The 24,832-nt window shown below is 41.6% G+C and carries 21 protein-coding genes; 7 read left to right on the top strand and 14 right to left on the bottom strand.

What is annotated here, in order from left to right; all coding sequences use genetic code 11:
• Window positions 1-4: 4 nt before the first annotated feature.
• The 3 genes from gltX to WMO31_RS05130 form a co-directional block, all read right to left on the bottom strand.
• Window positions 5-1,459, bottom strand: coding sequence for a glutamate--tRNA ligase (gltX, locus tag WMO31_RS05140; RefSeq protein WP_367999335.1), 1,455 nt, complete (start codon window positions 1,457-1,459; stop codon window positions 5-7).
• 253 nt (window positions 1,460-1,712) lie between these two features.
• Window positions 1,713-3,062, bottom strand: coding sequence for a serpin family protein (locus WMO31_RS05135; RefSeq protein WP_367999334.1), 1,350 nt, complete (start codon window positions 3,060-3,062; stop codon window positions 1,713-1,715).
• Window positions 3,059-4,201, bottom strand: a complete 1,143-nt coding sequence (locus tag WMO31_RS05130; RefSeq protein ID WP_367999333.1) for an MGDG synthase family glycosyltransferase — start codon at window positions 4,199-4,201, stop codon at window positions 3,059-3,061. The genes WMO31_RS05135 and WMO31_RS05130 overlap by 4 nt, the downstream gene beginning before the upstream one ends.
• A gap of 450 nt (window positions 4,202-4,651) precedes the next feature.
• On the opposite strand from WMO31_RS05130, the gene WMO31_RS05125 reads away from it, so the two are divergent.
• The 3 genes from WMO31_RS05125 to WMO31_RS05115 all read left to right on the top strand — a co-directional run bounded on the left by WMO31_RS05125 (window position 4,652) and on the right by WMO31_RS05115 (window position 8,145).
• Window positions 4,652-6,370 (top strand): VanW family protein, encoded by a 1,719-nt coding sequence (locus tag WMO31_RS05125; protein ID WP_367999332.1) that lies wholly within the window; start codon window positions 4,652-4,654, stop codon window positions 6,368-6,370.
• Window positions 6,371-6,443: 73 nt separating this feature from the next.
• Complete coding sequence (locus WMO31_RS05120) at window positions 6,444-7,454, top strand: stage V sporulation protein AD (RefSeq protein ID WP_367999331.1); 1,011 nt, start codon at window positions 6,444-6,446, stop codon at window positions 7,452-7,454.
• 142 nt (window positions 7,455-7,596) lie between these two features.
• Complete coding sequence (locus tag WMO31_RS05115; RefSeq protein WP_367999330.1) at window positions 7,597-8,145, top strand: phosphatase PAP2 family protein; 549 nt, start codon at window positions 7,597-7,599, stop codon at window positions 8,143-8,145.
• 126 nt (window positions 8,146-8,271) lie between these two features.
• Here the strand turns inward: WMO31_RS05115 and WMO31_RS05110 are convergent, their stop codons facing one another.
• Window positions 8,272-8,613, bottom strand: a complete 342-nt coding sequence (locus WMO31_RS05110; RefSeq protein ID WP_101070530.1) for a DNA-processing protein DprA — start codon at window positions 8,611-8,613, stop codon at window positions 8,272-8,274.
• Between the two features lie 109 nt (window positions 8,614-8,722).
• Here WMO31_RS05110 and WMO31_RS05105 point away from each other — a divergent pair, with 109 nt between their 5' ends.
• Window positions 8,723-8,911: a hypothetical protein gene (locus WMO31_RS05105; protein ID WP_367999329.1), complete on the top strand. Its 189-nt coding sequence runs from the start codon at window positions 8,723-8,725 to the stop codon at window positions 8,909-8,911.
• Window positions 8,912-9,022: 111 nt separating this feature from the next.
• Here the strand turns inward: WMO31_RS05105 and WMO31_RS05100 are convergent, their stop codons facing one another.
• The 7 genes from WMO31_RS05100 to WMO31_RS05070 all read right to left on the bottom strand — a co-directional run bounded on the left by WMO31_RS05100 (window position 9,023) and on the right by WMO31_RS05070 (window position 16,762).
• Window positions 9,023-9,430, bottom strand: coding sequence for a type II toxin-antitoxin system HicB family antitoxin (locus WMO31_RS05100; protein ID WP_293641867.1), 408 nt, complete (start codon window positions 9,428-9,430; stop codon window positions 9,023-9,025).
• A 570-nt stretch (window positions 9,431-10,000) separates the two neighbouring features.
• Window positions 10,001-11,257 (bottom strand): serine hydroxymethyltransferase, encoded by a 1,257-nt coding sequence (gene glyA / locus WMO31_RS05095; RefSeq protein ID WP_015523157.1) that lies wholly within the window; start codon window positions 11,255-11,257, stop codon window positions 10,001-10,003.
• Window positions 11,258-11,315: 58 nt separating this feature from the next.
• Entirely contained in the window at window positions 11,316-12,290 is a 975-nt protein-coding gene (dusB, locus tag WMO31_RS05090) for a tRNA dihydrouridine synthase DusB (protein ID WP_046431532.1), read from the bottom strand.
• Between the two features lie 21 nt (window positions 12,291-12,311).
• Complete coding sequence (locus tag WMO31_RS05085; protein ID WP_367999328.1) at window positions 12,312-12,830, bottom strand: hypothetical protein; 519 nt, start codon at window positions 12,828-12,830, stop codon at window positions 12,312-12,314.
• A 175-nt stretch (window positions 12,831-13,005) separates the two neighbouring features.
• The gene (locus WMO31_RS05080; protein WP_367999327.1) at window positions 13,006-13,407 is read right to left on the bottom strand and encodes an MmcQ/YjbR family DNA-binding protein; all 402 of its coding nucleotides are present in this window, start codon (window positions 13,405-13,407) and stop codon (window positions 13,006-13,008) included.
• A 101-nt stretch (window positions 13,408-13,508) separates the two neighbouring features.
• Window positions 13,509-14,585, bottom strand: a complete 1,077-nt coding sequence (locus tag WMO31_RS05075) for a 6-phosphofructokinase (protein ID WP_367999326.1) — start codon at window positions 14,583-14,585, stop codon at window positions 13,509-13,511.
• On the bottom strand, window positions 14,582-16,762 hold the full coding sequence (locus WMO31_RS05070; protein WP_117965913.1) for an RNA degradosome polyphosphate kinase: 2,181 nt from the start codon (window positions 16,760-16,762) through the stop codon (window positions 14,582-14,584). The genes WMO31_RS05075 and WMO31_RS05070 overlap by 4 nt, the downstream gene beginning before the upstream one ends.
• Before the next feature lie 326 nt (window positions 16,763-17,088).
• Between WMO31_RS05070 and WMO31_RS05065 the strand changes: the two genes are divergently transcribed.
• The 3 genes from WMO31_RS05065 to WMO31_RS05055 all read left to right on the top strand — a co-directional run bounded on the left by WMO31_RS05065 (window position 17,089) and on the right by WMO31_RS05055 (window position 21,657).
• The gene (locus WMO31_RS05065) at window positions 17,089-18,444 is read left to right on the top strand and encodes a sodium-dependent transporter (RefSeq protein WP_046431473.1); all 1,356 of its coding nucleotides are present in this window, start codon (window positions 17,089-17,091) and stop codon (window positions 18,442-18,444) included.
• Between the two features lie 194 nt (window positions 18,445-18,638).
• Window positions 18,639-20,585, top strand: coding sequence for a methionine--tRNA ligase (gene metG / locus WMO31_RS05060; protein WP_293639966.1), 1,947 nt, complete (start codon window positions 18,639-18,641; stop codon window positions 20,583-20,585).
• 298 nt (window positions 20,586-20,883) lie between these two features.
• Window positions 20,884-21,657, top strand: coding sequence for a TatD family hydrolase (locus WMO31_RS05055; protein ID WP_367999325.1), 774 nt, complete (start codon window positions 20,884-20,886; stop codon window positions 21,655-21,657).
• 203 nt (window positions 21,658-21,860) lie between these two features.
• On the opposite strand, the gene WMO31_RS05050 is transcribed toward WMO31_RS05055, so the two are convergent.
• From WMO31_RS05050 to WMO31_RS05040, 3 genes are read right to left on the bottom strand one after another with little or no spacing between them, the layout of a single operon-like run.
• Entirely contained in the window at window positions 21,861-22,691 is an 831-nt protein-coding gene (locus WMO31_RS05050; protein ID WP_367999324.1) for a hypothetical protein, read from the bottom strand.
• Window positions 22,691-23,416: a class D sortase gene (locus WMO31_RS05045; protein ID WP_117847035.1), complete on the bottom strand. Its 726-nt coding sequence runs from the start codon at window positions 23,414-23,416 to the stop codon at window positions 22,691-22,693. Before WMO31_RS05045 ends, WMO31_RS05050 begins: the two co-directional genes overlap by 1 nt.
• Window positions 23,417-23,421: 5 nt before the next feature.
• Entirely contained in the window at window positions 23,422-24,012 is a 591-nt protein-coding gene (locus tag WMO31_RS05040; RefSeq protein ID WP_117847034.1) for a hypothetical protein, read from the bottom strand.
• Window positions 24,013-24,832 lie beyond the last annotated feature (820 nt).

The following is a 24,832-nucleotide window of genomic DNA, read 5'->3' as shown; positions in this document are numbered from 1 at the left end:
AGAATTATGCGCCGAGCTTTTCAAGACCGATTTCAAGTCTTTTGAGCGACTCTTCTCTTCCGAGAATGTCAAGAATTTCAACAGCACCGCCCGGAGTTACTGTTTTGCCTGCTGCGGCAATTCTTACAGGCCACATAACTGTGCCGTTTTTAATCTCTTTTTCAACCGCCATATTGATGAGGCAATCGTGAATTGAAGTGTTGTCCCATGTCGGCAGAGCTTTTAATCTTTCGTAAGCCTCACGCAATACAACGGGAGCATTTTCAAGATTAGTCTTGCTCTTCTTATTTACGAAAAGCTCCTTGTCATATTCGGGAAGTTCTGCAAAGAAACCGAGCATTTCGGGAATATCCGTAAGCTTTGTAGTTCTTTTCTGAAGAATTTCGGCAAACTTCTCAAAGGGCATTTCTCTGTCACCGAAAACCTTCTTATAGTATGGCATACAAACATCCGTAAATTCTTCGGGAGTCATAGCCTTTAAATACTCACCGTTGAACCATGAAAGCTTGTCATAGTCAAAAATTGACGGTGACTTGCTGATACCGCTTACATCAAACTCTTTTTCAAGTTCTGCAAGGGTAAAGATTTCCTGATTATCCTTTGGACACCAGCCGAGAAGTGCAATATAGTTGATAATTGCCTGTGGGAGGTAGCCCTCGTTAATAAGGTCATAGAAGCCTGTTGCGCCGTGACGCTTTGAAAGCTTTGAAACATTGCCGTCGGCATCCTTGCCCATAATGAGCGGAAGGTGGATATATGTCGGAATTTCCCATCCGAATGCTTCATAAAGAAGATTATATTTCGGTGTGGAGCTTAAATATTCACAACCACGGACAACATGAGTAATGCCCATTGTGTGGTCGTCAATTACATTTGCAAAGTTGTATGTCGGGTAGCCGTCAGTCTTAATGAGAATCTGATCCTGAAGTTCGCTGTTGTCAACGGTGATTTCACCGAAAACTGCGTCTGTAAATGTTGTACTGCCCTCAATCGGCATTTTCTGGCGAATTACATAAGGTGTACCCTCGGCAAGAAGTCTGTCGATTTCTTCCTGCGGAAGATTACGGCAATGTCTGTCATAACCACCGCCAATGCTGTCCTGTAACTTTTCAAGTCTTTCCTTTGTGCAGAAACAACGGTAAGCCTTTCCCTCTTTTATAAGCTGTTCGGCATAAGGAAGATACATATCCTTTCTTTCGGACTGAACATAAGGACCGAAATCACCGCCGATATCGGGACCTTCATCGTGTTTAAGTCCCGCAAGCTTCATTGTATCATATATAACATCAACCGCACCCTCAACAAGGCGTTCACGGTCGGTGTCTTCAATTCTGAGAATAAATTTGCCGTTTTGTGATTTTGCAACGAGGTACTCATAAAGAGCAGTACGCAGATTGCCGACATGCATAAAACCTGTAGGGCTTGGTGCATATCGTGTACGGACAGTTTTTTCAGCCATAATAATATCCCTCCGAAATTTATGTTTAGGTGTGTCGGTCAGCGCATATTTCGCCCGCAACACCGTTGTTACATATATACGATTTATTATATCATACCGTTTTTTCATTTTCAAGTCCGATGAATACACCTACGAACAATCCGAAAATTTCATATAAAAAACGGTCGGGCAACCTTGTTTTGCGTTTTGCAAACTGTCTGCCCGACCTTAATTTTCAATTTTCCATTTTCAACTTTCAATTAAAATCTAAAGATTAGCCAGTAAAAGTTCCCATATACAGCGGAATGTCACTTTCGTTGTCGAGGATAACAAACATAAACGGACGATTAAATTCTACCGTCACATCGGTTTTTGAAAGTTCTTTTGTTCTTTTCTCAAGCTCTGCCTTGTCACCGTTTGACTGTGTTCCGCCGATACCGCCTGCGTTAATTGAAAGCGACGGAGCGATGTCATACATTGCGCTGAACGCAATATCATCTGAACGGCTCAGATTCTTGTATCTTGAACGGTCAGCCGTGAATGATGAATTGATTCCGCTTTTTTCAACAATCTGCGTTATATTTTCTGCAGACTTATCTCCGCTGACTGAAAATTCAGGAATTTTTGCCTTGGCTGTTTTGGTCACATCAACGCTGTCAAGCAATGTTGTGTATTCAAGGCTCGTAAAATCGGTTGCGTAATCATCAAGCGAAATACCTTCGTTCGGCATAATAACCATCATTTTGAGAGGTGTCTGCGAGAAATATTTCATAACGGCAGTCGCCTTGTTTGTCTTCATATATGTTTCGTTTGAGGTCATATATGTAACTTCTTTTTCACCGTCAGCCGACTTAAATTTAGCCTTTTCAATGTCGGTCTGTGCATAAGGATTAAGCCATCTGTCACAGATATCTGTCGCAGAAAGTGAAATCACACTCTGCTTTGTGTCAAGATTTTCAAAAACAGAACCGTTGTTTGTAAAATCGGCATATTTTTTGTCAAGCTTTTTCAAGGCGTCGCTGTCCGAAAAATTAAAACGCAGAACATTAGTATCATAATAATCCTTTGTTGTCTGCAAAAAGCCCGTCATAATGTCGGCATTGTCATTTGAAATCAGCGAGTTGCAAAGCTTTACAAAGCTTTTGTCGCTGTTCTTTTCGGAATCTTTTTCCGAGCTTTGCGAGCTTTCGGGCGATTTGTCCGAAGATGCAACCGATTGAATACGGCTTGCAAAATATGACGCACATTGGTTCATATTTTCAAGCGTCACACCGCTGCAAAGTGCATTGGTGATTTCTTCCTGAGTATCGCCCGACGCACCGTTAGCCATAGCCTCAAGATTAAGAACCGCATTTGCGGGACAAAATACATACGAACCGCTTTTGTGACGGTTTCTGAAAAGCCTGAGTTCAAAATCGGTTATTTTTGCGGAATAGGTATCATATGATGACGGGGCGGTTTTTGCACCGTCGGCATAATTGAATGTATCATCGGTTTTGTCGGAGCGTGTGTATTTCAGCGAAAGGTTTTCGCTGTCCGAAAATTCATCGGGATTTGAACACGCAGTAAGCACCGTGCCTGCCATAAGAATACACAATGCAACAGAGAGTGCTTTTTTCATCATTTGTCATTTCCTCCTTTGGAATCGTTACAAAGCTTTTGCGCCAGTCTGAATATTTTTTCTGCCGAATCGGGGCGGTGCAACTCTCTGCACTTTTCCTTCATCTCATTAAGTTTTTCTTTGTCTTTAACAAGGTTTACGATATCATCTGCACCTGTCTTTTTTCGGAGCATAATTGCCGCACCCTTGTTGAGTAAAAATTCCGCATTGTCCCGTTCCTGACCCGGAAATGCGCTGTAGATTGCCATGGGAAGCGAACAGGCAAGGCTTTCGGTAACGGTAAGTCCGCCCGGCTTTGTAACAATAAGGTCTGAGATGTGCATATAATCCTCAACATTTTTTACAAAGTACAAAAGCTTTGTGTTATCCTGCATACCCGTTTCTTCAATTACCTTTTCAAGGTTTGCAAAAAGCTTGATATTTCTGCCGGTGATGACAATAAACTGCATTTCGGGAGCTCGCTCCGCAAGAGCTTTGTAGAAGCTCAGCACGCTTGTAACACCGAAAGAACCTGCCATAAGCAGAATTGTAGGCTTGTTAGGATCAAGCCCTTCACGCTCACAAATCGCCTTTTTGTCAAAAGGCTCTGTAAAACGGTCAAAAATCGGTATGCCGAGCGGATATATTATGCTCTTGTCAACACCGTATTCATCAATAAGCTTTGTCGCCATATCAGGCTCTGCAAGCACATATGCGTCAACATACGGAACAATATATGTTCTGTGTGCGTCATAGTCAGTTATAAGGCTGATTGCCTTAACATCAATCTTGTGCTGACGGCGAAGCTTTGAAACCATTGTTGTAACAAACGGATGACACATAATAATTGCGTCGGGCTTGTATTCATTGATTGTGTCAAGCAGCTTTGCCGACATCATTGTGTTGGACTGCATAACAGCCTTGTACATAAGGGTTCTTCTGTCGGTAATCTTATAGAATTTGCCGTAAACCTTTGGAATTTTCGTTGCCATAAAATGATAGCCGTCACAAACAGTTTTATCATATACCCTGCCGATTGTCTTCATGGCGTCAATAACCTTGACCTTCGTGTCGGGACTGACGGCTTTTATTTTTGCCTCAATAGCCGCAGCGGCTCTCTTATGCCCTCCGCCTGTTGATGCTGTGAAGATGATTATTTTCATATCAGTTCTCCGTAATTCAAAATAACCGAAAACGGTTTTGCACACAGGGGTGCTTTTACTATTATACTTTTAATCTGCAAGTATTTCAATAGATTATTTTTGCATTTCATCTGAATTTTAAATAAAAATAATTAAATTTTCGTTTGTGTTTTTTAATCGGGGCAACTGTTCCGAGCTTTTAAGGCGGTAAAAATTCACACTCGGAATACGAGTCGGAAATATTGCTAAAATCTTTTGGTAAAAAGGACTTAAATTTCTATAAAAATAATTTCTAAATTTTGTGTTTTCACACTTTATTTTTTTGAAATTATATTGTAAAATAAAGACTGTACTGTAATATATTTCAGTATAGGGTAATTAAAGAAAGTAATAAAAGCGTTTCCCTTTTTGAAAATCAAATGCAGTAGGTTTTCAAAGGGCAATTATTGGGTATATATGAGGTGAATTTTTTTGAACAGGAATTTTATGGACGATATTCTTGTTGTTGATGAAGATCTTGTTGACATCAACTGCGACGGCAACAGACAGTCTGATAACAAGAAAGGAAAACATTCATCGGGCGGTCGTATGGCTAAAGGCGAAAAGAAAAGCAAGAAAAAGCTTGCAATCATCATTTCATCCGTTGCCGCAGTTGCAGTAGCTCTCGGTGTGGCAGGTTTCTGCATTTTCGGAGGAAACCTGTTCAACAGCGTTGAGGAGGCTATTGCCGGTGAGTTTAAGTTTCCTGACGGAACAACCGTTTCGGGTGTTTCAATTTCGGGAAAAACATACGACGAGGCAAAAAAAGCTCTTGAAGAAAAGGAAGAAAGCTTTATTAAGCCTCTTGACATTTCGGTTGATGTAAACGGAGTCATCAGTAAAGTGACCGAAAAGGATTTCAAATATACTTATGACATTGAGTCTGTACTTAATGAAATCAAAAATGAAGCAACCGATCCGTCTGTTGAAACTTCAACAAGCAAAAAGAGTTACACGATAACAGCTACCGTAACCGCAGAAAGTGTTGACGAAGCAGCAAAGAAGGTTGCAAAGAAAAATTACAAAGAGGCTGAGAACGCAAGAGTTTCAAAGTTCCACCCCTATGCCAAAAAGCGTTTTGAATATACAGAGGCGTCACAGGGACAGAAAGTAAACGAAACAGACCTTGCAAATCAGTTTAAGGGTGTGTTTGCAAGCGGTGCAAGCGAATACAGAATTATTGCCGATGTTGAAAAAACAGATGCAAAAATCTCGGTTGACGATTTGAAGAAAAACATCGTTCTTCTTTCAACATATGAAACCGTTTCCACCAATACGGAGAACGGAACAGAAAATATGCGTGTTTCGCTCAAAGCCTGCAACGGTTCGGTTATTGAACCCGGTGCAACTTGGTCATTCAACAAATGCACAGGCAACTCAAACCTTGAATCTCTCGGCTACAAGCCGGCAGGTGTAATTTCAAACGGTAAGTCCGACATCGGTATCGGCGGCGGTATCTGTCAGTCAAGTTCAACAATCTACAATGCGGCTGTCAGAGCCAATATGAAGGTTGAGGAGCGTTATTGTCACAAGTGGGCATCAAGCTATGTTCCCACAGGTCTTGACGCAACAATCGACTACGGCAACCTTGACCTTAAACTTTCTAACCCGACAGATTACCAGATGTTCCTTGAGTGTAAGGTTGTTGACAACACACTTTATGTTTCATTCTGGGGTTGGAAATCGGATTCATACGACCTTATTATGACTCGTAACAAGCTCACGAATCAGGGTAGTTCAAGCTACACGGTAAAGGCTTGGAGAGTTTATTACAAGGACGGCAAGGAGATTGATTCCGAGTCACTCAGTTCATCAACCTATGATACCGAAAACGGATATGTTTTCATTGATGCCAACAATGATCCCCGTGCAAAATACGGTGATGATGTTGTAATCCCGGATGAAACAGTTCCGAAGAATGACGACAGCAGTTCAAGCTCATCAAGTTCACAGTCATCATACAGTGAACCGTCATATTCAAGCAGTTCTTCATCAAGTCATTCAAGCAACAGTTCATCATCAAGCTCATCGAGCCACAGTTCATCAAGCCACAGTTCATCAAGCCAGTCAAGTTCGGAATCAAAAACCGAGCCACAGCCAAAACCCGATCCCGAACCGACGCCTACAGAACCTGAATCAAGCGAAGAATAATTAAGCAAAACAACTTCCGATAATAATAAAAAACTCCCTTTCGCAGATAATAAAAGCGGAAGGGAGTTTTTGTATGATAAAACGAACAGGTGCATATACAATTGCTTTTGAAAGCCAGCCTGTTATTGCCGGCTGGGGGTCGGTTGTCGGAAAAAAGGAAGCCGAAGGTCCCCTTAAAAACTATTTCGACAAGATTATTTACGACAGCTATGACGGCTGTGACACCTTTGAACAGGCGGAAAGTATGTTTCAGGGCGAAGCTCTTGAAAAAGCTCTGGAGCGTTCAAAAACACACGCAAACGAGGTTGACTGCGTTTTCGCAGGAGATTTGCTCAACCAATGCATCGGATCAAGCTTTGGACTTATGAAATTCGGAATCCCGTATCTTGGGCAGTACGGAGCGTGTTCAACAATGGCGCAAAGTCTTATTATGGCGGCATCTGCCGTTGAAAGCGGCGGAGCAAAAGTTTCCGCATGTGTCACCTCGTCACACTTTGCATCGGCGGAACGGCAGTACCGTTTTCCGCTTGAATACGGCGGAGTTCGCACTCCAACCGCACAATGGACAGTTACGGGTGCGGGAAGCTCTATTCTGAAAAGCCTTAAAAAAGGAATCTGCGTTGCAAGAGCGACAGTCGGCAGAATAGTTGACCTCGGTGTAAGCGACGCCAATAACATGGGGGCGGCAATGGCTCCGGCGGCAGCTCAGACCCTTGAATGTTATCTTGAGGATACCAAAACATCGCCCGAGGATTACGATATGATTATTACGGGTGATTTGGGCGAAGTCGGCAGTAAATCACTTTATGATTTGCTTGAGCGTGACGGAATCAATATAAGGAAACAACACAACGATTGCGGACTGATGATTTTTGAACGCTCCAATCAGGATGTTCATGCAGGCGGTTCGGGCTGCGGATGCGCCGCATCGGTTCTTTGTTCAAAAATTATGGACGATTTTCAAAATGGACTCGTTCAAAACATCCTGTTTATGGCAACGGGTGCGCTCATGAGTCCGACATCAAGCGGACAGGGGGCAAATATCCCGTCAATTGCACATTTGGTGAATCTGAAAATTAAGTAAAATTTTTGCAAAATATCTGTTCAAATGAATTTTAATGTGTTATAATGAACCTGTATGAGTAATGATAGAATGCTTAATCAGCCTGTTTTGCGAGCATATTTTGCGACAGACAGGATAAATATTACGAACAGGAGTTGTGTTTATGTTTGGCAGAATTCAAAACATTGACAACAGGGTACTTGATAACATATCCCGAATTCATAAGCCGGCACTAAACAAAATAATGATTACTGCATCTCGTGCAGGCAATGCAGGTATTGTATGGTGGGCAATCTGCCTGCCGTTTCTTATAAACTCCAACTGGAGGGCAACAGGTGCAAACTTTGTGTTCGGACTTGCGTGGGCTCACCTTATGGGAGAGATTATTATCAAGCATATAGTAAAGCGTGTGCGACCTTGCCACTCCCTTGATGATGACGAACAGCTTATTGACAGACCGAGATTCTACTCGTTTCCGTCAGGTCACACGACGGCATCGTTTGCAATGGTCGGGGTTGCGCTTATGCGTTGCAAAGTCATAACCTTTATGCCGATTCTTATGCTTGCAATGTTGATTGCGTTTTCAAGAATTTATCTGCGCGTTCACTACCTTACGGATGTTATCGCCGGTATGATTTTAGGCTTAACCTGCGGAATCTGCTCTGTCCTTATTTTCAATACCGTAGTTCCGATGTGGTTTCCTATGGTATAACTTTTTAAAAATAATGTGATAAATGAAATGCATCGGTCGCCCGAACAAGGCTCCGATGCATTTTTGTTTGTACACATAACTTTTGAGTGACGAAAACACTATGTAATATGTGGCAATAACATTATGTTATAAACATCCTTTGCTAATCAACACTCTTATCGGTTTATTTATTTTTCTGCAATTATCTATAACAAATTTAGTACCTCTGCTTTTTCCGTCCCAGAAAGCCAAAACAAAATCTGCATTGTCAATGATTTCAAGATTACGTTTCAGCGGAGCATATCTTCCATGTATTTTATATTCAGGAAGAAATTCCGTGTATCTGATATTGTTTTTTACCGCAAATTCCTTTGCACATCTGTCAATTCCATTTGCACCTCCCGAAATGATTTCTGTTGTATCTTTCGGAATATATTTTTCAAGATCTCTGACTGTAAGCGTCCTTGAACCGATAACCGCAATTTTCATTAACAAAGCACTCCCTCTTTTTATGAACCCATTATGGGTTCACTTTTACATTATAGCACAATAAGGACTTATAATAAACCCATAATAGGTTCATTTGAGGTGCAATTTTATGAAAGGAAAGCCAAAACATTTGTCACTACGCATTGATGAAGATTTGTTGCGTAAATTTGAGTATGTCGCAAAGTATGATGACAGGTCAATGAATTGGTATCTTCTTCATCTGATTAAAAATGAAATTGTGGATTTTGAAGAAAAACACGGTGAAATCCCCACCGTCTCCGACAGTAAAACAGAATAATCAAAATTAATTTAAGGTCGAAAAAGCAATTTTTCGGTCTTTTTGTTATATCAACAAACATTATAAAACAGCCGACTGTCGTTTTATAAACAGTCGGCTAAAATACTATTATTATTCGGTAATATGGAGTTGTTCCTTTAAAGCCTTTTGCAATACTTGAGAAAAGTTTACGCCATCTTTAACTGCCAAATCATTAAGCCATGAAGGAATGGTGAGCGTTTTCTTTACTTCAAAATGCTTTTTTGCGTATTCGTCAACATCAACAGTAACCATATTGACAAATCCCGTTTCATATTCATCATATTCCGAATCAATATTAATATCTTCCATTTTAGGCGGTTTGGGAACTTCTGCCTTTTCAATTTTTGCATCGTACAAATATCCGGCAAGGCAATCAACAGCCATTTCCATAGCCTCGTTAATTGTATCACCGCAGGTTGCAATACCGAGAACGGGAAAAATCACGGAATAATTGCCCTCTTTTTCTTTATAAAAACACGCAGGATAAATAGATAACATACATGTGCTCCTTTCAAATTGCCTAATATTATTCTCATAACTACTTCACAGTTTCATTATACTTAAAAATACATATCCAATCAATACATGTCAACTATTTTTTATTATCCTTAGATAATGGTACAGATTGTATATTAAATAAGATTTTATAAATATCACACTGTTATTGTTATATTGTAACGGCGAACCGTGTTCGCCGTTACAGAATTGTGCGAACAATTGCAATGTTACGCTCGGTCATAATATGTTTTTAATATTACAAACTGTCTTCACGAACAGGGAACGGCGGCTCGCCGTGCGGGCGGATAATATCCGCCACTACATTTAAACACAACTTCTATATATAAAAAAACAGTCGGGCAACAATGATTTGCATTTTTCAAACTGTCTGCCCGACCACAATTTTCAATTTTCCATTTTCAACTTTCAATTTAAAAAACTTCCGCTCGGGCATAATATATTTTAATATTACAAACTGTAACAGCAAAGCAGTCGGTTGGCAATATACCAACCGACTGACTTTTTAATTATTCATTTTTACTTTCTACCCGAGTAATTTATTACTCACGATTACTCATAAAGCGGATATTTTTTGCAGATTTCTTCAACACCTGCTCTAACCTTTTCCTTGCTGTTCTCATAGTCGTTAAGAACGAGGGTGATGTACTCGGCAATCTTGTCCATATCTTCCTCGTTAAGACCTCTTGTAGTAACAGCGGCAGTACCGATTCTTACACCGCTTGTTACGAACGGTGAACGGGGTTCGCCCGGAATTGTGTTCTTATTTACTGTGATGTAGCAATCGTCAAGACGAGCCTCAAGCTCCTTGCCGGTTACATCTGTATCACGGAGATCCATAAGAAGAACATGGTTGTCCGTACCGCCTGAAACAAGCTTGTTGCCTCTTTTGAGAAGTCCATCTGCAAGAGCCTTACAGTTAGAAACAATCTTTTTGCCGTACTCCTTGAACTCAGGCTTTAATGCCTCGCCGAAGCAAACAGCCTTTGCGGCAATAACATGCATAAGAGGACCGCCCTGTGTACCGGGGAAGATAGCCTTGTCAATCTGCTTTGCAAATTCTTCACGGCAGAGGATAAGACCGCCACGAGGACCACGGAGAGTTTTGTGTGTTGTTGTTGTAACGAACTCACAATACGGAACAGGGTTCGGATGAACACCTGCGGCAACAAGACCTGCGATGTGAGCCATATCAACCATAAGATATGCGCCTACTGCGTCGGCAATCTCACGGAGCTTTGCAAAATCGATGATTCTTGGGTATGCAGACGCACCTGCAACAATCATCTTAGGCTTGCATTCCTTTGCAATTTCAAGAACCTTATCATAATCAATTCTGTGCGTTTCTGGATCAACACCGTATGGAACAAAATTGAAGTATTTACCTGAAATATTAACAGGTGAACCGTGTGTAAGGTGACCGCCTTCGTTAAGGTTCATACCCATTACCGTATCACCGGGATTAAGCATTGCAAAATATACCGCTGTGTTAGCCTGAGCGCCTGAGTGAGGCTGAACATTTGCGTGTTCGGCACCGAAAAGCTCACACGCACGCTGACGGGCAATTTCTTCAACTACATCAACGCACTGACAACCGCCGTAGTATCTCTTTCCCGGATAACCCTCGGCATATTTGTTTGTGAGCAAGCTGCCCATTGCAGCCATAACTGCCGGAGAAACGATGTTTTCACTTGCGATAAGTTCAAGGTTTCTGCGCTGTCTTTTAAGCTCGTCTGTCATTGCGTTACCGATTGCGGGATCGTACTCGTTGAGGTAATCAAGAGTAGCGATATTTGTTTTTTCACTCATTGTTACATTCCCCTTATATTTTTATTTTAGGATACTGTGTATCCCGTTTGAATTTATGTCATTGCAACGAAAGGGCTTTTTGCCTTAATTCGTACAAATCATCAAGCGTTTTAATTTTTCCTGCCTCATTTCTCAAGGCTGCCGCACCCTTCATGCCTTTGAAATAGCCGACTACAAGTTTTCTTGCCTGAAGCATTGCCATATGCTCACCCTTGTATTCAACCATTTTGCCGATATGTTCAATCATTACACCGAGCCTTTCTTCAAGGTCGGGAGTGTGAATTTTAACATTCGGGTTTTCAAGGTATGCGTTAATCTGCGAGAAAATCCACGGATTTCCGAGCGTTGCCCTACCGATCATAACAAGGTCACAGCCCGTGATGTCCATAACCTCCTTTGCCCTTTCGGCACTGTCAATGTCTCCGTTTGCGATTACGGGAACGCTGACGGATTCTCTTACAGCCTTTATGATATCGTAATCAACGGGAGGCTTATAATATTGCTGTCTTGTCCTGCCGTGAACGGTGATTGCCGCCGCACCTGCCGATTCGCAGATTTTTGCAACTTCAACGGCATTTACGCTGTCATCATCCCAGCCCTTGCGGATTTTTACGGTTACGGGTATGTCGGTAACGGCTGTCACAGCCTTGACGATTTCTCCGCAAAGCCGAGGATTTTTCATCAATGCACTTCCGCTGCCGTTTGAGCTTATCTTCGGAGCAGGGCATCCCATATTGATATCAATAATATCAGGTTTGTTTTCAAGTGCGTGCTTTGCGGCATCAGCCATACATTTCGGATCATCACCGAAAATCTGAATTCCGCAAGGACGCTCTAAGTCTGAAATTTCCATCAGTTCTTCGCTCTTTTTACTGTTGAAAGAAAGCGCCTTTGAGCTGACCATTTCGCTTACGCAGTATGCCGCACCGAATCTTACGCAAAGCTCACGGTAGGCCCTGTCGCTTACCCCCGCCATGGGTGCGAGAACTGCGTGGGATTTCAGCGGAACACCGCCGATGTTAAGATTATCCATATTTTTACACATTTAATGCTGTTACCTTATTCTTTTTCTTGCACCGACTTTTGTGCTGATCATTACAACCGCAATTGCAACTATTCCAAGACCTACGCAAATCCACGAAACGATTCCCGCCGTGTAGCTTGTGGAATACTTTTTTTCGCTGACTGTTTTTGCGATTGTCGGAGCCTGAAATTCCGTTGAATCGGTCGCCTGAGTTTCAACATACTGATTCTGATACTGCGTTTCTTCCTGTTTCGGAGCTTCCGTTTCGGGCTGAACATACTCAGTTGTGGGTTCTTCCGTTTCGGGCTCAACATACTCGGTCGTAGGCGCTTCGGTGTAAACAGGCTCGGTATAAACAGGCTCTGTGTATTGCGGTTCGGTTTCTTCGGGAACATACTCCGTCACTACGGGATCAGGCTGGGGATCGGGAGTTTGCGGATCGTCCTCTCCTACCGCAAAGGCGGTTATTGAACAAACCGACAATGCAAGAACCGCAAGTACGGTCGGAAGTATTCTTTTCCTAAAAATTTTCTTAAAATCTGACTTCATATTTAATACCCCGTTCATTCTGCGTGGCACATATTTTCATATACATACTACGATTATAACAAAAGCAGGCGTTCATTGCAAGATTTCAGACAATTTTTCTGCACACATTTAATGCTCAAACAACAAAAAGTCGGAAAACCGATTGCAAAACCGATTTTCCGACTTGATTATTATGTCAGATTTTTGAGCGTTTTTTAGCCTTTGGCATAACAAGATTGTAGCTTTCGTCAATCAGCGGAAAGATTTCTTCCTTGCTCACAGAGCCGTCAAGCAAAATACTTATCCACTTGTCCTTGTTCATATGATAGGCTGGCAGAAAGCCGTTTTTCATTCTGAGTGAGCCGACAAGAATCGGATCGCACTTGACATTCATCACATCGACAAAGCCATCGCTGTCAAGCCCTAAAATCTGCCTTTTGACACGCATAATTATTGCGTACCATTTGCCCGACATCGTATTCCGCAGAACCGCATTATCGGGACTGCTCTCCCACGGATATTCGGGTTCTGTTCCGTATGTGCTAAAGGCATAATTTAAAATTACATCTCTGTTCATGGAATTGTCATTGTATGCCATTAAGCCTTAACTCCTGTTTTTTCTTGATGAGTGAAATATATTCCTGTATTGTGATTTCATTTTTATCACAACAAAGGCATATGTCAACCAAAAGGTGAAAATCATTCGCCAAAGCTGATACCCATTTTTCTTGCTGTTTCAACAACCTCGCTGTCTTTCGGAACGCTCTTGAGCTTGCCTGCGATGTCCTCAAGCGGAACGGCAATTACCTTATTATTTACAAGGGCAACCATTTTGCCGTAGTCTTTATTGATAATAAGCTCTGCGGCTTTAACGCCGAAACGAGTTGAAATCACACGGTCATATGCATCGGGACTGCCGCCTCTCTGGAAGTGACCCGGTACTGTAACCCTTGTTTCCTGACCTGTTGCCTCCTCAATATCATGGGCAATCTGATAGGAAATTGACGGATATTTCATCTCTGCAACAGCAGCTTTTCTCTGCTTTTTAGGCAAAGCTGCAATTTCTTTTGAAATTGCACCCTCGGCAACTGCAAGAATTGAAAAGTTCTTACCGCTTGCTGTTCTCGCCTTGATTGTCTTGACAACGGAATCTATATCATACGGAATTTCGGGGATAAGGATAATATCCGCACCGCCTGCAATACCTGCATAAAGTGTGAGCCAGCCAACCTTATGTCCCATAACCTCAATAATGAAAACTCTGCCGTGAGATGTTGCGGTTGAGTGGATACAGTCGATTACATTTGTTGCAATATCAACGGCACTCTGAAAACCGAATGTCTTGTCTGTACCCCAAAGGTCATTGTCGATTGTCTTAGGAAGTGAAACCACATTGAGTCCTTCTTCACGAAGAAGATTTGCGGTTTTTTGAGTTCCGTTGCCACCGAGTACGACAAGACAGTCAAGACCAAGCTTTTTGTAGTTCTTCTTCATAGCCTCAACCTTGTCAACGCTGTTCTCGTCAACAACACGCATAAGCTTGAACGGCTGTCTTGATGTGCCGAGAATCGTACCGCCCATTGTGAGAATACCCGAAAAATTCTCGGGTTTCATCTTTCTTGTTTCGCCATAGATAAGACCTCTGTAGCCGTCAATAATGCCTATGATTTCAACATCATTGCCCAGCTGATTATAAAGTGTTTTTGCAACGGCACGGATTGTTGCGTTAAGTCCCTGACAATCACCGCCGCTTGTTAAAATGCCTACTCTTTTCATTGTTCGGAGTCCTCCTTTTTCACTTCAACGGGTACAATCGGAGTTCCGACAGTGCTCGCATATGTTTTTTTCATCGCCTGTTTTTGAGCCTTTAACGCAAGTTTTGAAAAGAATTTCTGACAATTTGTTTTGTGTTTTCCACGCTTGTCAACAGACTTATATACACCTGTTGAAAGCTGTTGGCGTGCATTTACGGTATCCTTAAATGAAACCGTGATAACCTCCTGCACACGCTTTTTGATATCCTCGTCCTCAACAGGGAACACAAGCTCAACTCGTCTGTCGAGGTTTCTCGGCATCCAGTCGGCACTTCCCATATAATAAAGCGGATTCGAATTGTTTTCAAATATGAATATTCGGCTATGCTCCAAAAGCTGACCGACAATTGAAATTACTCTGATGTTTTCGCTGAATCCATGAACCCCCGGAACAAGACAGCAGATACCTCTTACTATGAGGTCAATTTTTACGCCTGCGTTTGACGCATCGTACAAAAGGCTGATGATTTCAGGATCAACAAGCGAGTTCACCTTTGCAGTAATTTTGGCAGGAAGTCCGAGCTTTGCGTTCTCGGTTTCCTGAATAATCATAGCCTCAAAGAACGGACGCATTCCGTGAGGTGCAACGATAAATTTGTTGTATTCAGGCGGAGTTGAGTAACCTGTCAATACATTAAAGAGTGATGATGCGTCAACACCGTATTCTTCACGGCAGGTGAACATACCGATATCGGTATAGAATCTCGCAGTGCTGTCGTTATAATTACCCGTACCCATATGCAAATATCTTCTGATTCCGTCCTTGTCTTTTCTTACTACAAGACAGATTTTGCAGTGGGTTTTAAGTCCTGTAAGACCGTAAATTACATGACAGCCCGCCTTTTCAAGCTTTGTTGCCCACTGAATGTTGTTTTCCTCATCAAATCTCGCCTTGAGTTCAACAAGAACAGTTACCTGTTTGCCGTTTTCAGCCGCCTTGATAAGAGCCGCAACAATCGGTGAATTTCCGCTGACACGGTACAAGGTTTGCTTGATGGCAAGAACATTCGGATCGGTTGCCGCCTTTTTGACAAAATCAACCACAACATCAAAGCTTTCATAAGGATGATGCACAAGTCTGTCCTTTTCACGGATAGCCTCAAAAATATCATCATAACCGCAGAATTCCGCAGGCGGATTTACGGGAACGATTGGTTCAAAGCACATATCCTCACAGCCCTTGATGTGGGCAAATTTTGAAAGGAATGTAAGGTCAAGAGGACCTCTCTGAAAGTAGATTTCACGCTCCGTAACATCAAGAGCGTCAACAAGAAATTCACGAATTTCTCGGTTGCATTTCTTGCCGAATTCAAGACGGACAGGCTCTCCTCTCTTACGCTTTCTGATTGACTTTTTAATTTCAGCCATAAGATCCTCGGTATCCTCGTCAATGTCAAGGTCGGAATCTCGGGTGATTCTGAAAGGATCGTACTGCTTAATGTTGTAAAGCTCAAAAAGCTCGCCAAGGTGCATTGCGATTATTTTTTCAAGCAGAATAAACGCTCTGCCCTCGTGAGTCGGAAGCTCAAGAAATCTCGGAAGAATTGACGGAACCTGAACCAATGCGAAAAATTCTTCATTCTCGGCATTTGTAAGGCGAACAGCAATGTTAAGACTTTTGTTTGCAAGCATCGGGAACGGACGGCTTGTATCAACAGCCATAGGCGTCAATACGGGGAAAACTACTTTTTTAAAGTACTCCTCAACAAACGCTTTCTGGTCGCCGTCAAGCTCGTCAGCCTCTTTGAACACAATGCCTGCCGAACGAAGTGACGGAATTATTGAACGGTTGTAACAGCTGTACTGCTTTTTGGCAAACTCGTGAATTTTTTCAACAAGTCCGTCCATAACCTCTGTAGGAGTCATGCCTGATGCGTCACGGCTTGTTCTGCCGTGATGAATCTGGTCAAGCACACCTGCAACACGAACCATAAAAAATTCGTCAAGGTTTGATGCCGTAATTGAAAGGAAGTTGCATCTTTCCATAATTGGATTGGTCTTTTTGAACGCCTCTTCAAGCACTCTTGCATTAAAGTCAACCCAGCTTAATTCTCTGTTAGTATAAGGCATCTTTTGCCATTTTGACATAAGCTTTGCCTTTTCGGATGTTTTTTTATTGTTATTTTTTGAATTTGACATATAATTCACCACCATAAAATTTGATATATAACTCAATTTAATATATCTGATTAAGTATAAAATACAAAACGGATTATTTCAAGCGAATTGCACTAAATTTTACCTTTGGCAACGCATTCTTTACATATATTTTACAATAGCACAAATAAAATTGATTTGCAATAGATTTGACAAAATTCGCAAAGATAAAACCAAAATTTTCTTTTTGCAAAATATTCAAAAAATTTCAAAAAATATTGTTTTAATCTCTGTATTATGTTATACTTGCGTTGATTGTTTTATTTACAGATTTTAAAAAATTCTAAAGAAAATGAGAGGTAATTATCATGAGTAAAAAAAGGGGAAGCTTTTCCGGCGGACTCGGATTTGTATTTGCCGCTGCGGGAAGTGCAGTAGGCTTGGGAAATCTCTGGAGATTTCCGTATTATGCAGCTAAGTACGGCGGCGGAACATTTATCTTTATCTACATAATCCTTGCGCTTACATTCGGCTTTTCACTTTTGACTGCCGAAATCGCAATCGGCAGAAAAACAAAGCTAAGTCCGATTCTCGCCTACAAAAAGCTATGTAGCAAATTTTCGTTTTTAGGCTACCTTGCAACGCTTGTTCCTATAATCATTATTCCGTACTACTGCGTTATCGGCGGTTGGGTTACAAAATATATGTGCGTTTATGCACAGGGACTTGTTGCCCCTGCGGCACAGGACAACTTTTTCTCGGACTTTATTTCCGACCCGTTGTCACCCATTGTGTTTTTCTTAATATTTATGCTGTTGAGTGCAGTGGTAATTATGCTCGGAGTAAACAAGGGCATTGAGCGACTGAGCAAATTTTTGATGCCTGTTCTGCTTGTTCTGACAGTCGGAATTTCAATCTACACACTCACGCTCCCAAACGCAATGGAGGGTGTTTCGTACTACCTCATTCCCGATTTCAGCAAACTGTCAATTTGGACATTTGCGGCGGCACTCGGTCAGCTGTTCTTCTCAATGAGCATTGCAATGGGAATTATGGTAACCTACGGTTCATACACAAAGAATGAGGTAAACCTCACAAAGTCGGTTAACCAAATTGAGATTTTCGACACAGCCGTTGCACTTCTCGCAGGTCTTATGGTAGTTCCTGCGGTTTATGTATTCAGCGGTGAAGAAGGTCTTGGTGCAAGCGGTCCCGGACTTATGTTCATCACACTTCCAAAGGTATTCAACGAAATGCCTGCCGGCGTAATCATCGGATTTTTGTTCTTTATTCTTGTATTCTTTGCAGCTATCACAAGCTCAATCTCCGTAATGGAAGCAATTGTTTCTTCGCTTATGGACAAGTTCAAGCTTACACGAATCAAGTCCTGTCTTATCGTTATCGGCATCTGTCTTATTATGGGTATTCCGTCGTCACTCGGCAACGGTATATGGTCAAATGTTAAGATTCTCGGAATGGACTTCCTTACATTCTTTGACTTCTTGAGCAACAGCATTATTATGCCGATTGTCGCACTTTGCACTTGTATTCTCATCGGCTGGGTTATCAAGCCAAAGACTATTGCAGACGAAGTCACAAGGAACGGCGAGCGTTTCAGCAGAAGGGCTTTGTTTGATGTTATGATTAAATATATAGCTCCAATCTGCCTTGTGTTCATCTTAATTTCCTACACACTTGCGCAGTTCGGCATTATTTCACTTTAACCCGACACTTTAACACGATTAATTATGAATTCAAACAGTAATATCACCGAATGAATCATAAGTAATTGTCTTTAAATTAAGCATACAACAATTAACTATTCTCCGTTTATACCATGAACTCTTGAAATTATATGCAATAATTGGTATAATTACAGTTACAGCTCATTTGCTGAATTTTAGGGAGGACAAATACTATGTGTCAGAAAAAACCATTTTACATTACAACGCCTATTTATTATCCGTCAGGCAATCCCCACATCGGTCATTGCTACACCACCGTTGCGTGCGATTCTATCGCCCGTTACAGACGAATGCAGGGATATGATGTTATGTTCCTTACGGGTACGGATGAACACGGTCTTAAAATTGAACAGAAGGCTGCCGAAAAGGGTGTTACTCCCAAAGAGTATGTTGACGAAATTGTAAAAACCTTTAAAGGCTTATGGAAATTTATGAACATAAGCTATGACAGATATATCCGCACAACAGACGATTATCACATTGAAACAGTTCAGAAAATTTTCAAGGAGCTGTATGACAAGGGCTACATCTACAAGGGAGAATACAAGGGCAAATACTGCACCCCCTGCGAAAGCTTCTGGACAGAAAGCCAGCTTATTGACGGCAAATGTCCCGAATGCGGACGAGAGGTTACAGAGGCAAAGGAGGAGGCATACTTCTTTAAGATGTCATCTTTTGCCGACAGAATTGAAAAGCTCCTCACGGAAACAGACTATTTACAGCCAAAGACAAGAGCGGTTGAGCTTGTAAACAACTTTATCAAGCCGGGACTTGAAGACCTTTGCGTATCGAGAACAACCTTCAAATGGGGCATTCCGGTTACATTTGACGAAAAGCATATTGTTTATGTTTGGATTGACGCACTTTCAAACTATATCTCCGCTCTCGGCTACAAGAATGAAAAATTTGACGAATTTGACAAATACTGGCCTGCCGATGTTCATATGGTAGCAAAGGACATCATGCGTTTTCACGCTATCATCTGGCCTGCAATGCTTATGGCTCTTGACCTTCCGCTTCCAAAGCATCTTGCCGTTCACGGTTGGATTACTTTCAACGGACAGAAGATGTCAAAGTCACTCGGCAATGTTGTTGATCCGTTTGTACTCGGTGAGCGTTACGGCGCTGACGCAATCCGTTACCACATTATGCGTGAAATGGCTCTCGGTGCAGACAGCTCATTCTCAAACGAAATTATGATTAACCGTATCAATTCCGACCTTGCAAACGGTCTTGGCAACCTTGTTTCAAGAACAGTTGCAATGGTTCAGAAATATTTCGGCGGCACACTTCCCACAGAGCGTGAGAGCGGCGAATTTGACGATGACCTTATCGAAACCGCAACATCGCTCCGTGCAAAGGTTGACGATTTCATGGACAAGACTCAGCTCCAGAACGCACTTGCCGAAATTTTCAAGCTTGTTTCCCGTGCAAATAAATACATTGACGAAACCGCTCCGTGGGTTATTGCCAAGGACGAAACAAAGAAAGCAAGACTCGCAACGGTTCTCTACAACCTTCTTGAGGCAATCCGTATTGCCTGCACCCTTCTCTCGGCATTTATGCCAACAACAATGCCAAAGGCTCTTGAGCAGATCGGTGCTTGTGAAAAATGTGCCGGCTACGAAAACTGCGACAAGTTCGGTGTTCTTCCTGCTGATGTCACGGTTCACAAGGGAGATGCACTCTTCCCACGAATTGATGTTGAAAAGGAAATTGAAGAACTCAACAGCATCATCAAGAACAACGAGGGTGAAAGTGAAGAAACAAAGGCACTCCGTGAAGAACTCGAGGGTGTTGCACAGATTGGCATTGATGACTTTGCCAAGGTTGACCTCCGTGTGTGCGAGGTTAAGACCTGCGAACCCGTTAAAAAGAGCAAAAAGCTTTTACAGTTCACAATTTTTGACGGTGTAAAGGACAGGACCGTTGTCAGCGGTATTGCAAACTACTACAAACCAGAGGAGCTTATCGGCAAGAAGATTATTCTTGTTCAGAACCTCAAGCCTGCAAAGCTTTGCGGTGTTGAAAGCTGCGGTATGATTCTTTCTGCAGTTCACGGCGATGATTTAAAGGTTGTTTTTGTTGACAATATGCCTGTCGGCTCAAAAATCTGTTGATTTATGTTCGTGTAGACAGTTTGATAAATTAAAAACTATCTATGCCCGAGCGTAACTGTAGGAGCGGATATCATCTGCCCGCACGGCGAGCCGCCGTTCCCCGTTCGTGTAGATAGTTTGATAAATTAAAAGCTATCTATGCCCGAGCGTAGCATAGTTCGTGTGCGTTTCACACGATTGCACGCATTGCGTGCAAAATTGAATACACATATGTTATATCAAAACATATGTGTATGGACATATAAATTCATCAATGTGGGCGGTCAATGACCGCCCATACTTTTAGGGAGATATACCGATGTCACTTTACAACAACATTTTCGATGCGCATGCGCATTATGATGACAAATGGTTTGACGATGACCGTTTTGAACTTTTGGAAAACATTCACACAAAGGGTGTGTGCGGAATTGTCAACAATGCAGTTGACCTTGAAACGGCAAAAACCTGCATTGAATATGCCGAAAAATATGATTTTATGTATGCCGCAGTCGGATTTCATCCCGAAAATCTCGAAAATATTCCGGACAATTATCTTGAACAGCTTGCACAGCTTTCAAAACATAAAAAGGTTGTCGCAATCGGCGAAACAGGGCTTGATTATCATTGGGACATTCCGAAAGACTTGCAAAAGCGTGTTTTTGAGGAACAGATCCAGCTTTCTCTTGACCTTGAAATGCCGCTTATAGTTCACGATCGTGAGGCTCACGGTGATGTGTACGATCTTCTGAGAAAATACAAACCAAATGCGCTGATTCATTGCTTTTCGGGCAGTGTTGAGCTTATGCGTGAAGCGGTTCGTATGGGAATGTACATCAGCCTCGGCGGTGTTGTTACATTCAAAAATGCCCGTCACAGTCTTGAGGTCGCCTCGGAAATTCCGCTTGACAGGCTTCTGCTCGAAACCGATGCTCCGTATATGGCGCCCGTGCCGTTCCGTGGCAAGCGTTGCGACAGCTCTATGATTATCTATGCCGCAGAAAAAATCGCATCTCTGCGTAATATGAGCATTTCCGAACTTCTGCAAATCACCTGCGACAACGCAAAACGATTTTACAATATTGATGATTAATTCATAAAAAAACACGGTCGGAATCCCCGTTTGGAAATCCGACCGTGTTATTTTTTCATTATTTTAGTAGTGGCGAACCGTGTTGTCCCTACAAACAGACAACAACTTTCATATAAAAAACGGTCGGGAAGACAGTGTTTTGCATTTGCAAACTATCTTCCCGACCGTAATTTTACATTTTCAATTTTCAACTTTCAATTTCATCAGTCTTCACTTGCGTGTCTGCGCATACTCTTGTGCAGGAAGAAAAGTCCGATCGAAACTATAAAAAAGATTACAGAACAGATTGCAAGGGCAATAAGAATATTGTTCATACTCTGAACAAAAAGGTTGTAGAACGCCCTTGAATCAATATTAATCTTGCTCATATAGCCTGTTGAAAGCAACACCGCCGGAATTATACCAACCGTAAGGAATGCCGCAGATGTTGAATAACAGATATACCTTACCGCTCTGTGCTTCCAACTATTTGTAAAGATGATGATTACGCATAGAATTGCGACAAGGACTGCAAGACCGCCGATAATCAACGGCATCATATTTTTCAATGCAACGAGATAAACAGAAAGTGTGGCAAAAAGCGGTATTCTGAGCGCCGCCGCATAAATGTTAGCAGCCTGATTGATGAGATATTCTCTGCTCCCATCGTTTGCAACCTTGAGATTATTCTTACTTATGTAGCTGTCAAGCTCGCTGTTGAATTTCTGCTTAAACGCTGTTGTGTCAATCTTAGCCTTCTCGCCTGCATAAAAGCTGTTGAGATAGGCCTGTGTATTATCGTGAATTGTCACTTCGTCAACAACATTTTCAAAAAACTTTTCATCAAGTCCCGACGCATAACCGAGGTCAACAAGGCTCTCTTTGATTTCGTCACGCTTGTCAACAAAATAGTTGCTCGCATTCATATTATCCATAATATACGATGGGTTGAGGATTGTTGACTGAAGAACTATTGCAAACGAAATCAAAAACAGTACAAACGAGAGAACGAACGAAATTATTCCGTAAATAATATGTCTTACTTTAGAATTCATCAGTTCGCCTCCTTATCAATCGGAGTACCCGACACTAACTTTGCATACACAAAATATCTCTGTGGTGTAAGACCGAGTGCATCAAACGGATAGCATGTGTACATTATGAGATTTTCATAATCCGCCGAAAGGTCATATGCGGTTCTGTCAGTCGCTTTTTTGACAGCCGTGTCGGTGATTTCATAGATGTAATTACCGTAGCTTGTCTTGATTTCAACCTTCTGACCGACTGCTGCGTTTTTAAGGCCGTTGAAATAAGTGTTGTTATGACCTGCAACAAGGATTGTTCCGCCGTAACCGGGGACAAAACTTCCGGCATAAATACCAACACCGTTTCTGAGCGCAACATCATTGTCACCGAAAAAAAGATTTGCGTCAACATTGCAGTCATTGATTATAAGCTCACCGAACAGATTTCCGTAGTTAGGGTACTGAACGGAGTCGTTTTTAACATAAGTTTTTTCCTGACCGTTTGAATCCTTTTTTGTAACGGTAGGAACGGTTGAGTTTTCTGACACGGGCACAAAAATATTATCGTACTCTGTTGAATAATCCTTTTCATTATCTGAGAAGAACATACCTACTGCCGAAATCACAGGTGAAAAGGACGGAACAAAAGCAAGATACAGCACAAGATATGTTATCAAACAAAAGATAATGGGAAGAATTATAAAACTCTTCCCATTCTTTGATTTATGACCGTGTCTGATTTTTTTATCAGACATTAGAATCAAGCTCTTTCTTTTTTAGATTTTGCAAGGTAGAAAGCACCGCCTGCTACCATTACAAATGCAACAGCAGAAACAGCGATAATGCCGCTGAAGTCAGCCTCTGCGCCTGTTGTCTTGATCACACTGTTATCCTGAACACTGCCTGCCTTTGTAAGTGTAGGAACAGCTGAGAATGCAACCTTGCCGTCTTTGCCGTAAATTGTAAGCTTCTTTGAAGATGTGTCATATGACATTGTCATATCAAGCACACCGACAACTTCCTTACCGTAAGAAAGAAGTGTCTGCTTCTGAGCAAATGTGAGATCTGCAATATTAGATGCACCTGAGTTCTCAAGGAAGCTCTCGCCCTTCTTGAGAACAGCAACGATCTGAGATGACTCATCTGCTGTCATATCGATTGTGTTAAAGTAGTTTTCAGCCTGGTTTACAAACTCGCTCGGAATAACCATCTCCGAACCGTTCATCTTAACAGATGTCTTGAGTTCGTTGAGAACAGCCTGTTCGCTGTCATTGATTCCTGCTGCAAAAGCAGTGAAAGCAGTTGCTGCAACAAGGATGAACGCTACTAACATTGCTGATAACTTTTTCATAGTTCATACCACCTTGTATTTTATTTTGTTTTCATCAGCAAGAAGCCTCACGGATTCATTGGCATAATACGCATCTGCAAGCCGAAAACTGCAGGGAACACAATGGAAAACTTCACCATTTAACTTCTTTGTACAGTATTATACACCACATTTCGCATTTTGTAAAGCATTTTATTATAAAAATTTGTTATATTCGGAAAAATTACAATCCTTTTGTCAAATCAGGCATTTTCATTGTGCATTATGCCGTTTTAAATCAATTTTGCGCTGCATCGTTTTCTTCTGATCTTGTATTTTAATTCATTTGTACACTTGCCTTTTACATAAAAATGCACCTGCCGATTTATAAATTCCTTCTTTTTCAAATATTCGTGTATAGACCTCATCCGTTTACCCTACACCTTTTTCTGTCATTGTTTTCTTATTATGACATATTGTGACATACTAATATATAAGTAGAAAATTTATCGGTTATTTGCCATATTTTTGTTTATTTTTTTTGCAAATTTTACCTGAGCTTTATTTCAGCTCGTTATTTTATATACTTATCGGCTAACTGCAACAAAATAATCACATATTTTATGTGTATTTTGTACATATGAAAAATCAGAGTAATTGCATATTCTGCAAAAAAAGACATCTTTTTCCTTTATTGAAACCTTTGTTCATATTGATTTTTTTACTGATTTAAAATATAATAGGAGTATCATGTTTAAAAGTATTTTGTGCTTTTGTGCCGTTTTTCGCCTACAGCACTTTCGTGTCGACTGTGGCATTATCTTGCCATAAGCGTACAAAAGCCGAGAAGAGGAGTAATTTA

The sequence above is a fragment of the Ruminococcoides intestinale genome (genome assembly GCF_040095935.1).
Classification (GTDB): Bacteria; Bacillota; Clostridia; order Oscillospirales; family Acutalibacteraceae; genus Ruminococcoides; species Ruminococcoides intestinale.
The sequence above is the reverse complement of the archived record's forward strand: the minus strand, read 5'-3'. Positions and strand labels throughout refer to the sequence as shown.

Coding starts and splice junctions, on each gene's coding strand:
- gltX (WP_367999335.1), bottom strand. CDS start 1,459: ATGGCTGAAAAAACTGTCCGTACACGATATGCACCAAGCCCTACAGGT.
- WMO31_RS05135 (WP_367999334.1), bottom strand. CDS start 3,062: ATGATGAAAAAAGCACTCTCTGTTGCATTGTGTATTCTTATGGCAGGC.
- WMO31_RS05130 (WP_367999333.1), bottom strand. CDS start 4,201: ATGAAAATAATCATCTTCACAGCATCAACAGGCGGAGGGCATAAGAGA.
- WMO31_RS05120 (WP_367999331.1), top strand. CDS start 6,444: ATGATAAAACGAACAGGTGCATATACAATTGCTTTTGAAAGCCAGCCT.
- WMO31_RS05115 (WP_367999330.1), top strand. CDS start 7,597: ATGTTTGGCAGAATTCAAAACATTGACAACAGGGTACTTGATAACATA.
- WMO31_RS05110 (WP_101070530.1), bottom strand. CDS start 8,613: ATGAAAATTGCGGTTATCGGTTCAAGGACGCTTACAGTCAGAGATCTT.
- WMO31_RS05105 (WP_367999329.1), top strand. CDS start 8,723: ATGAAAGGAAAGCCAAAACATTTGTCACTACGCATTGATGAAGATTTG.
- WMO31_RS05100 (WP_293641867.1), bottom strand. CDS start 9,430: ATGTTATCTATTTATCCTGCGTGTTTTTATAAAGAAAAAGAGGGCAAT.
- glyA (WP_015523157.1), bottom strand. CDS start 11,257: ATGAGTGAAAAAACAAATATCGCTACTCTTGATTACCTCAACGAGTAC.
- dusB (WP_046431532.1), bottom strand. CDS start 12,290: ATGGATAATCTTAACATCGGCGGTGTTCCGCTGAAATCCCACGCAGTT.
- WMO31_RS05085 (WP_367999328.1), bottom strand. CDS start 12,830: ATGAAGTCAGATTTTAAGAAAATTTTTAGGAAAAGAATACTTCCGACC.
- WMO31_RS05080 (WP_367999327.1), bottom strand. CDS start 13,407: ATGGCATACAATGACAATTCCATGAACAGAGATGTAATTTTAAATTAT.
- WMO31_RS05075 (WP_367999326.1), bottom strand. CDS start 14,585: ATGAAAAGAGTAGGCATTTTAACAAGCGGCGGTGATTGTCAGGGACTT.
- WMO31_RS05070 (WP_117965913.1), bottom strand. CDS start 16,762: ATGTCAAATTCAAAAAATAACAATAAAAAAACATCCGAAAAGGCAAAG.
- WMO31_RS05065 (WP_046431473.1), top strand. CDS start 17,089: ATGAGTAAAAAAAGGGGAAGCTTTTCCGGCGGACTCGGATTTGTATTT.
- metG (WP_293639966.1), top strand. CDS start 18,639: ATGTGTCAGAAAAAACCATTTTACATTACAACGCCTATTTATTATCCG.
- WMO31_RS05055 (WP_367999325.1), top strand. CDS start 20,884: ATGTCACTTTACAACAACATTTTCGATGCGCATGCGCATTATGATGAC.
- WMO31_RS05050 (WP_367999324.1), bottom strand. CDS start 22,691: ATGAATTCTAAAGTAAGACATATTATTTACGGAATAATTTCGTTCGTT.
- WMO31_RS05045 (WP_117847035.1), bottom strand. CDS start 23,416: ATGTCTGATAAAAAAATCAGACACGGTCATAAATCAAAGAATGGGAAG.
- WMO31_RS05040 (WP_117847034.1), bottom strand. CDS start 24,012: ATGAAAAAGTTATCAGCAATGTTAGTAGCGTTCATCCTTGTTGCAGCA.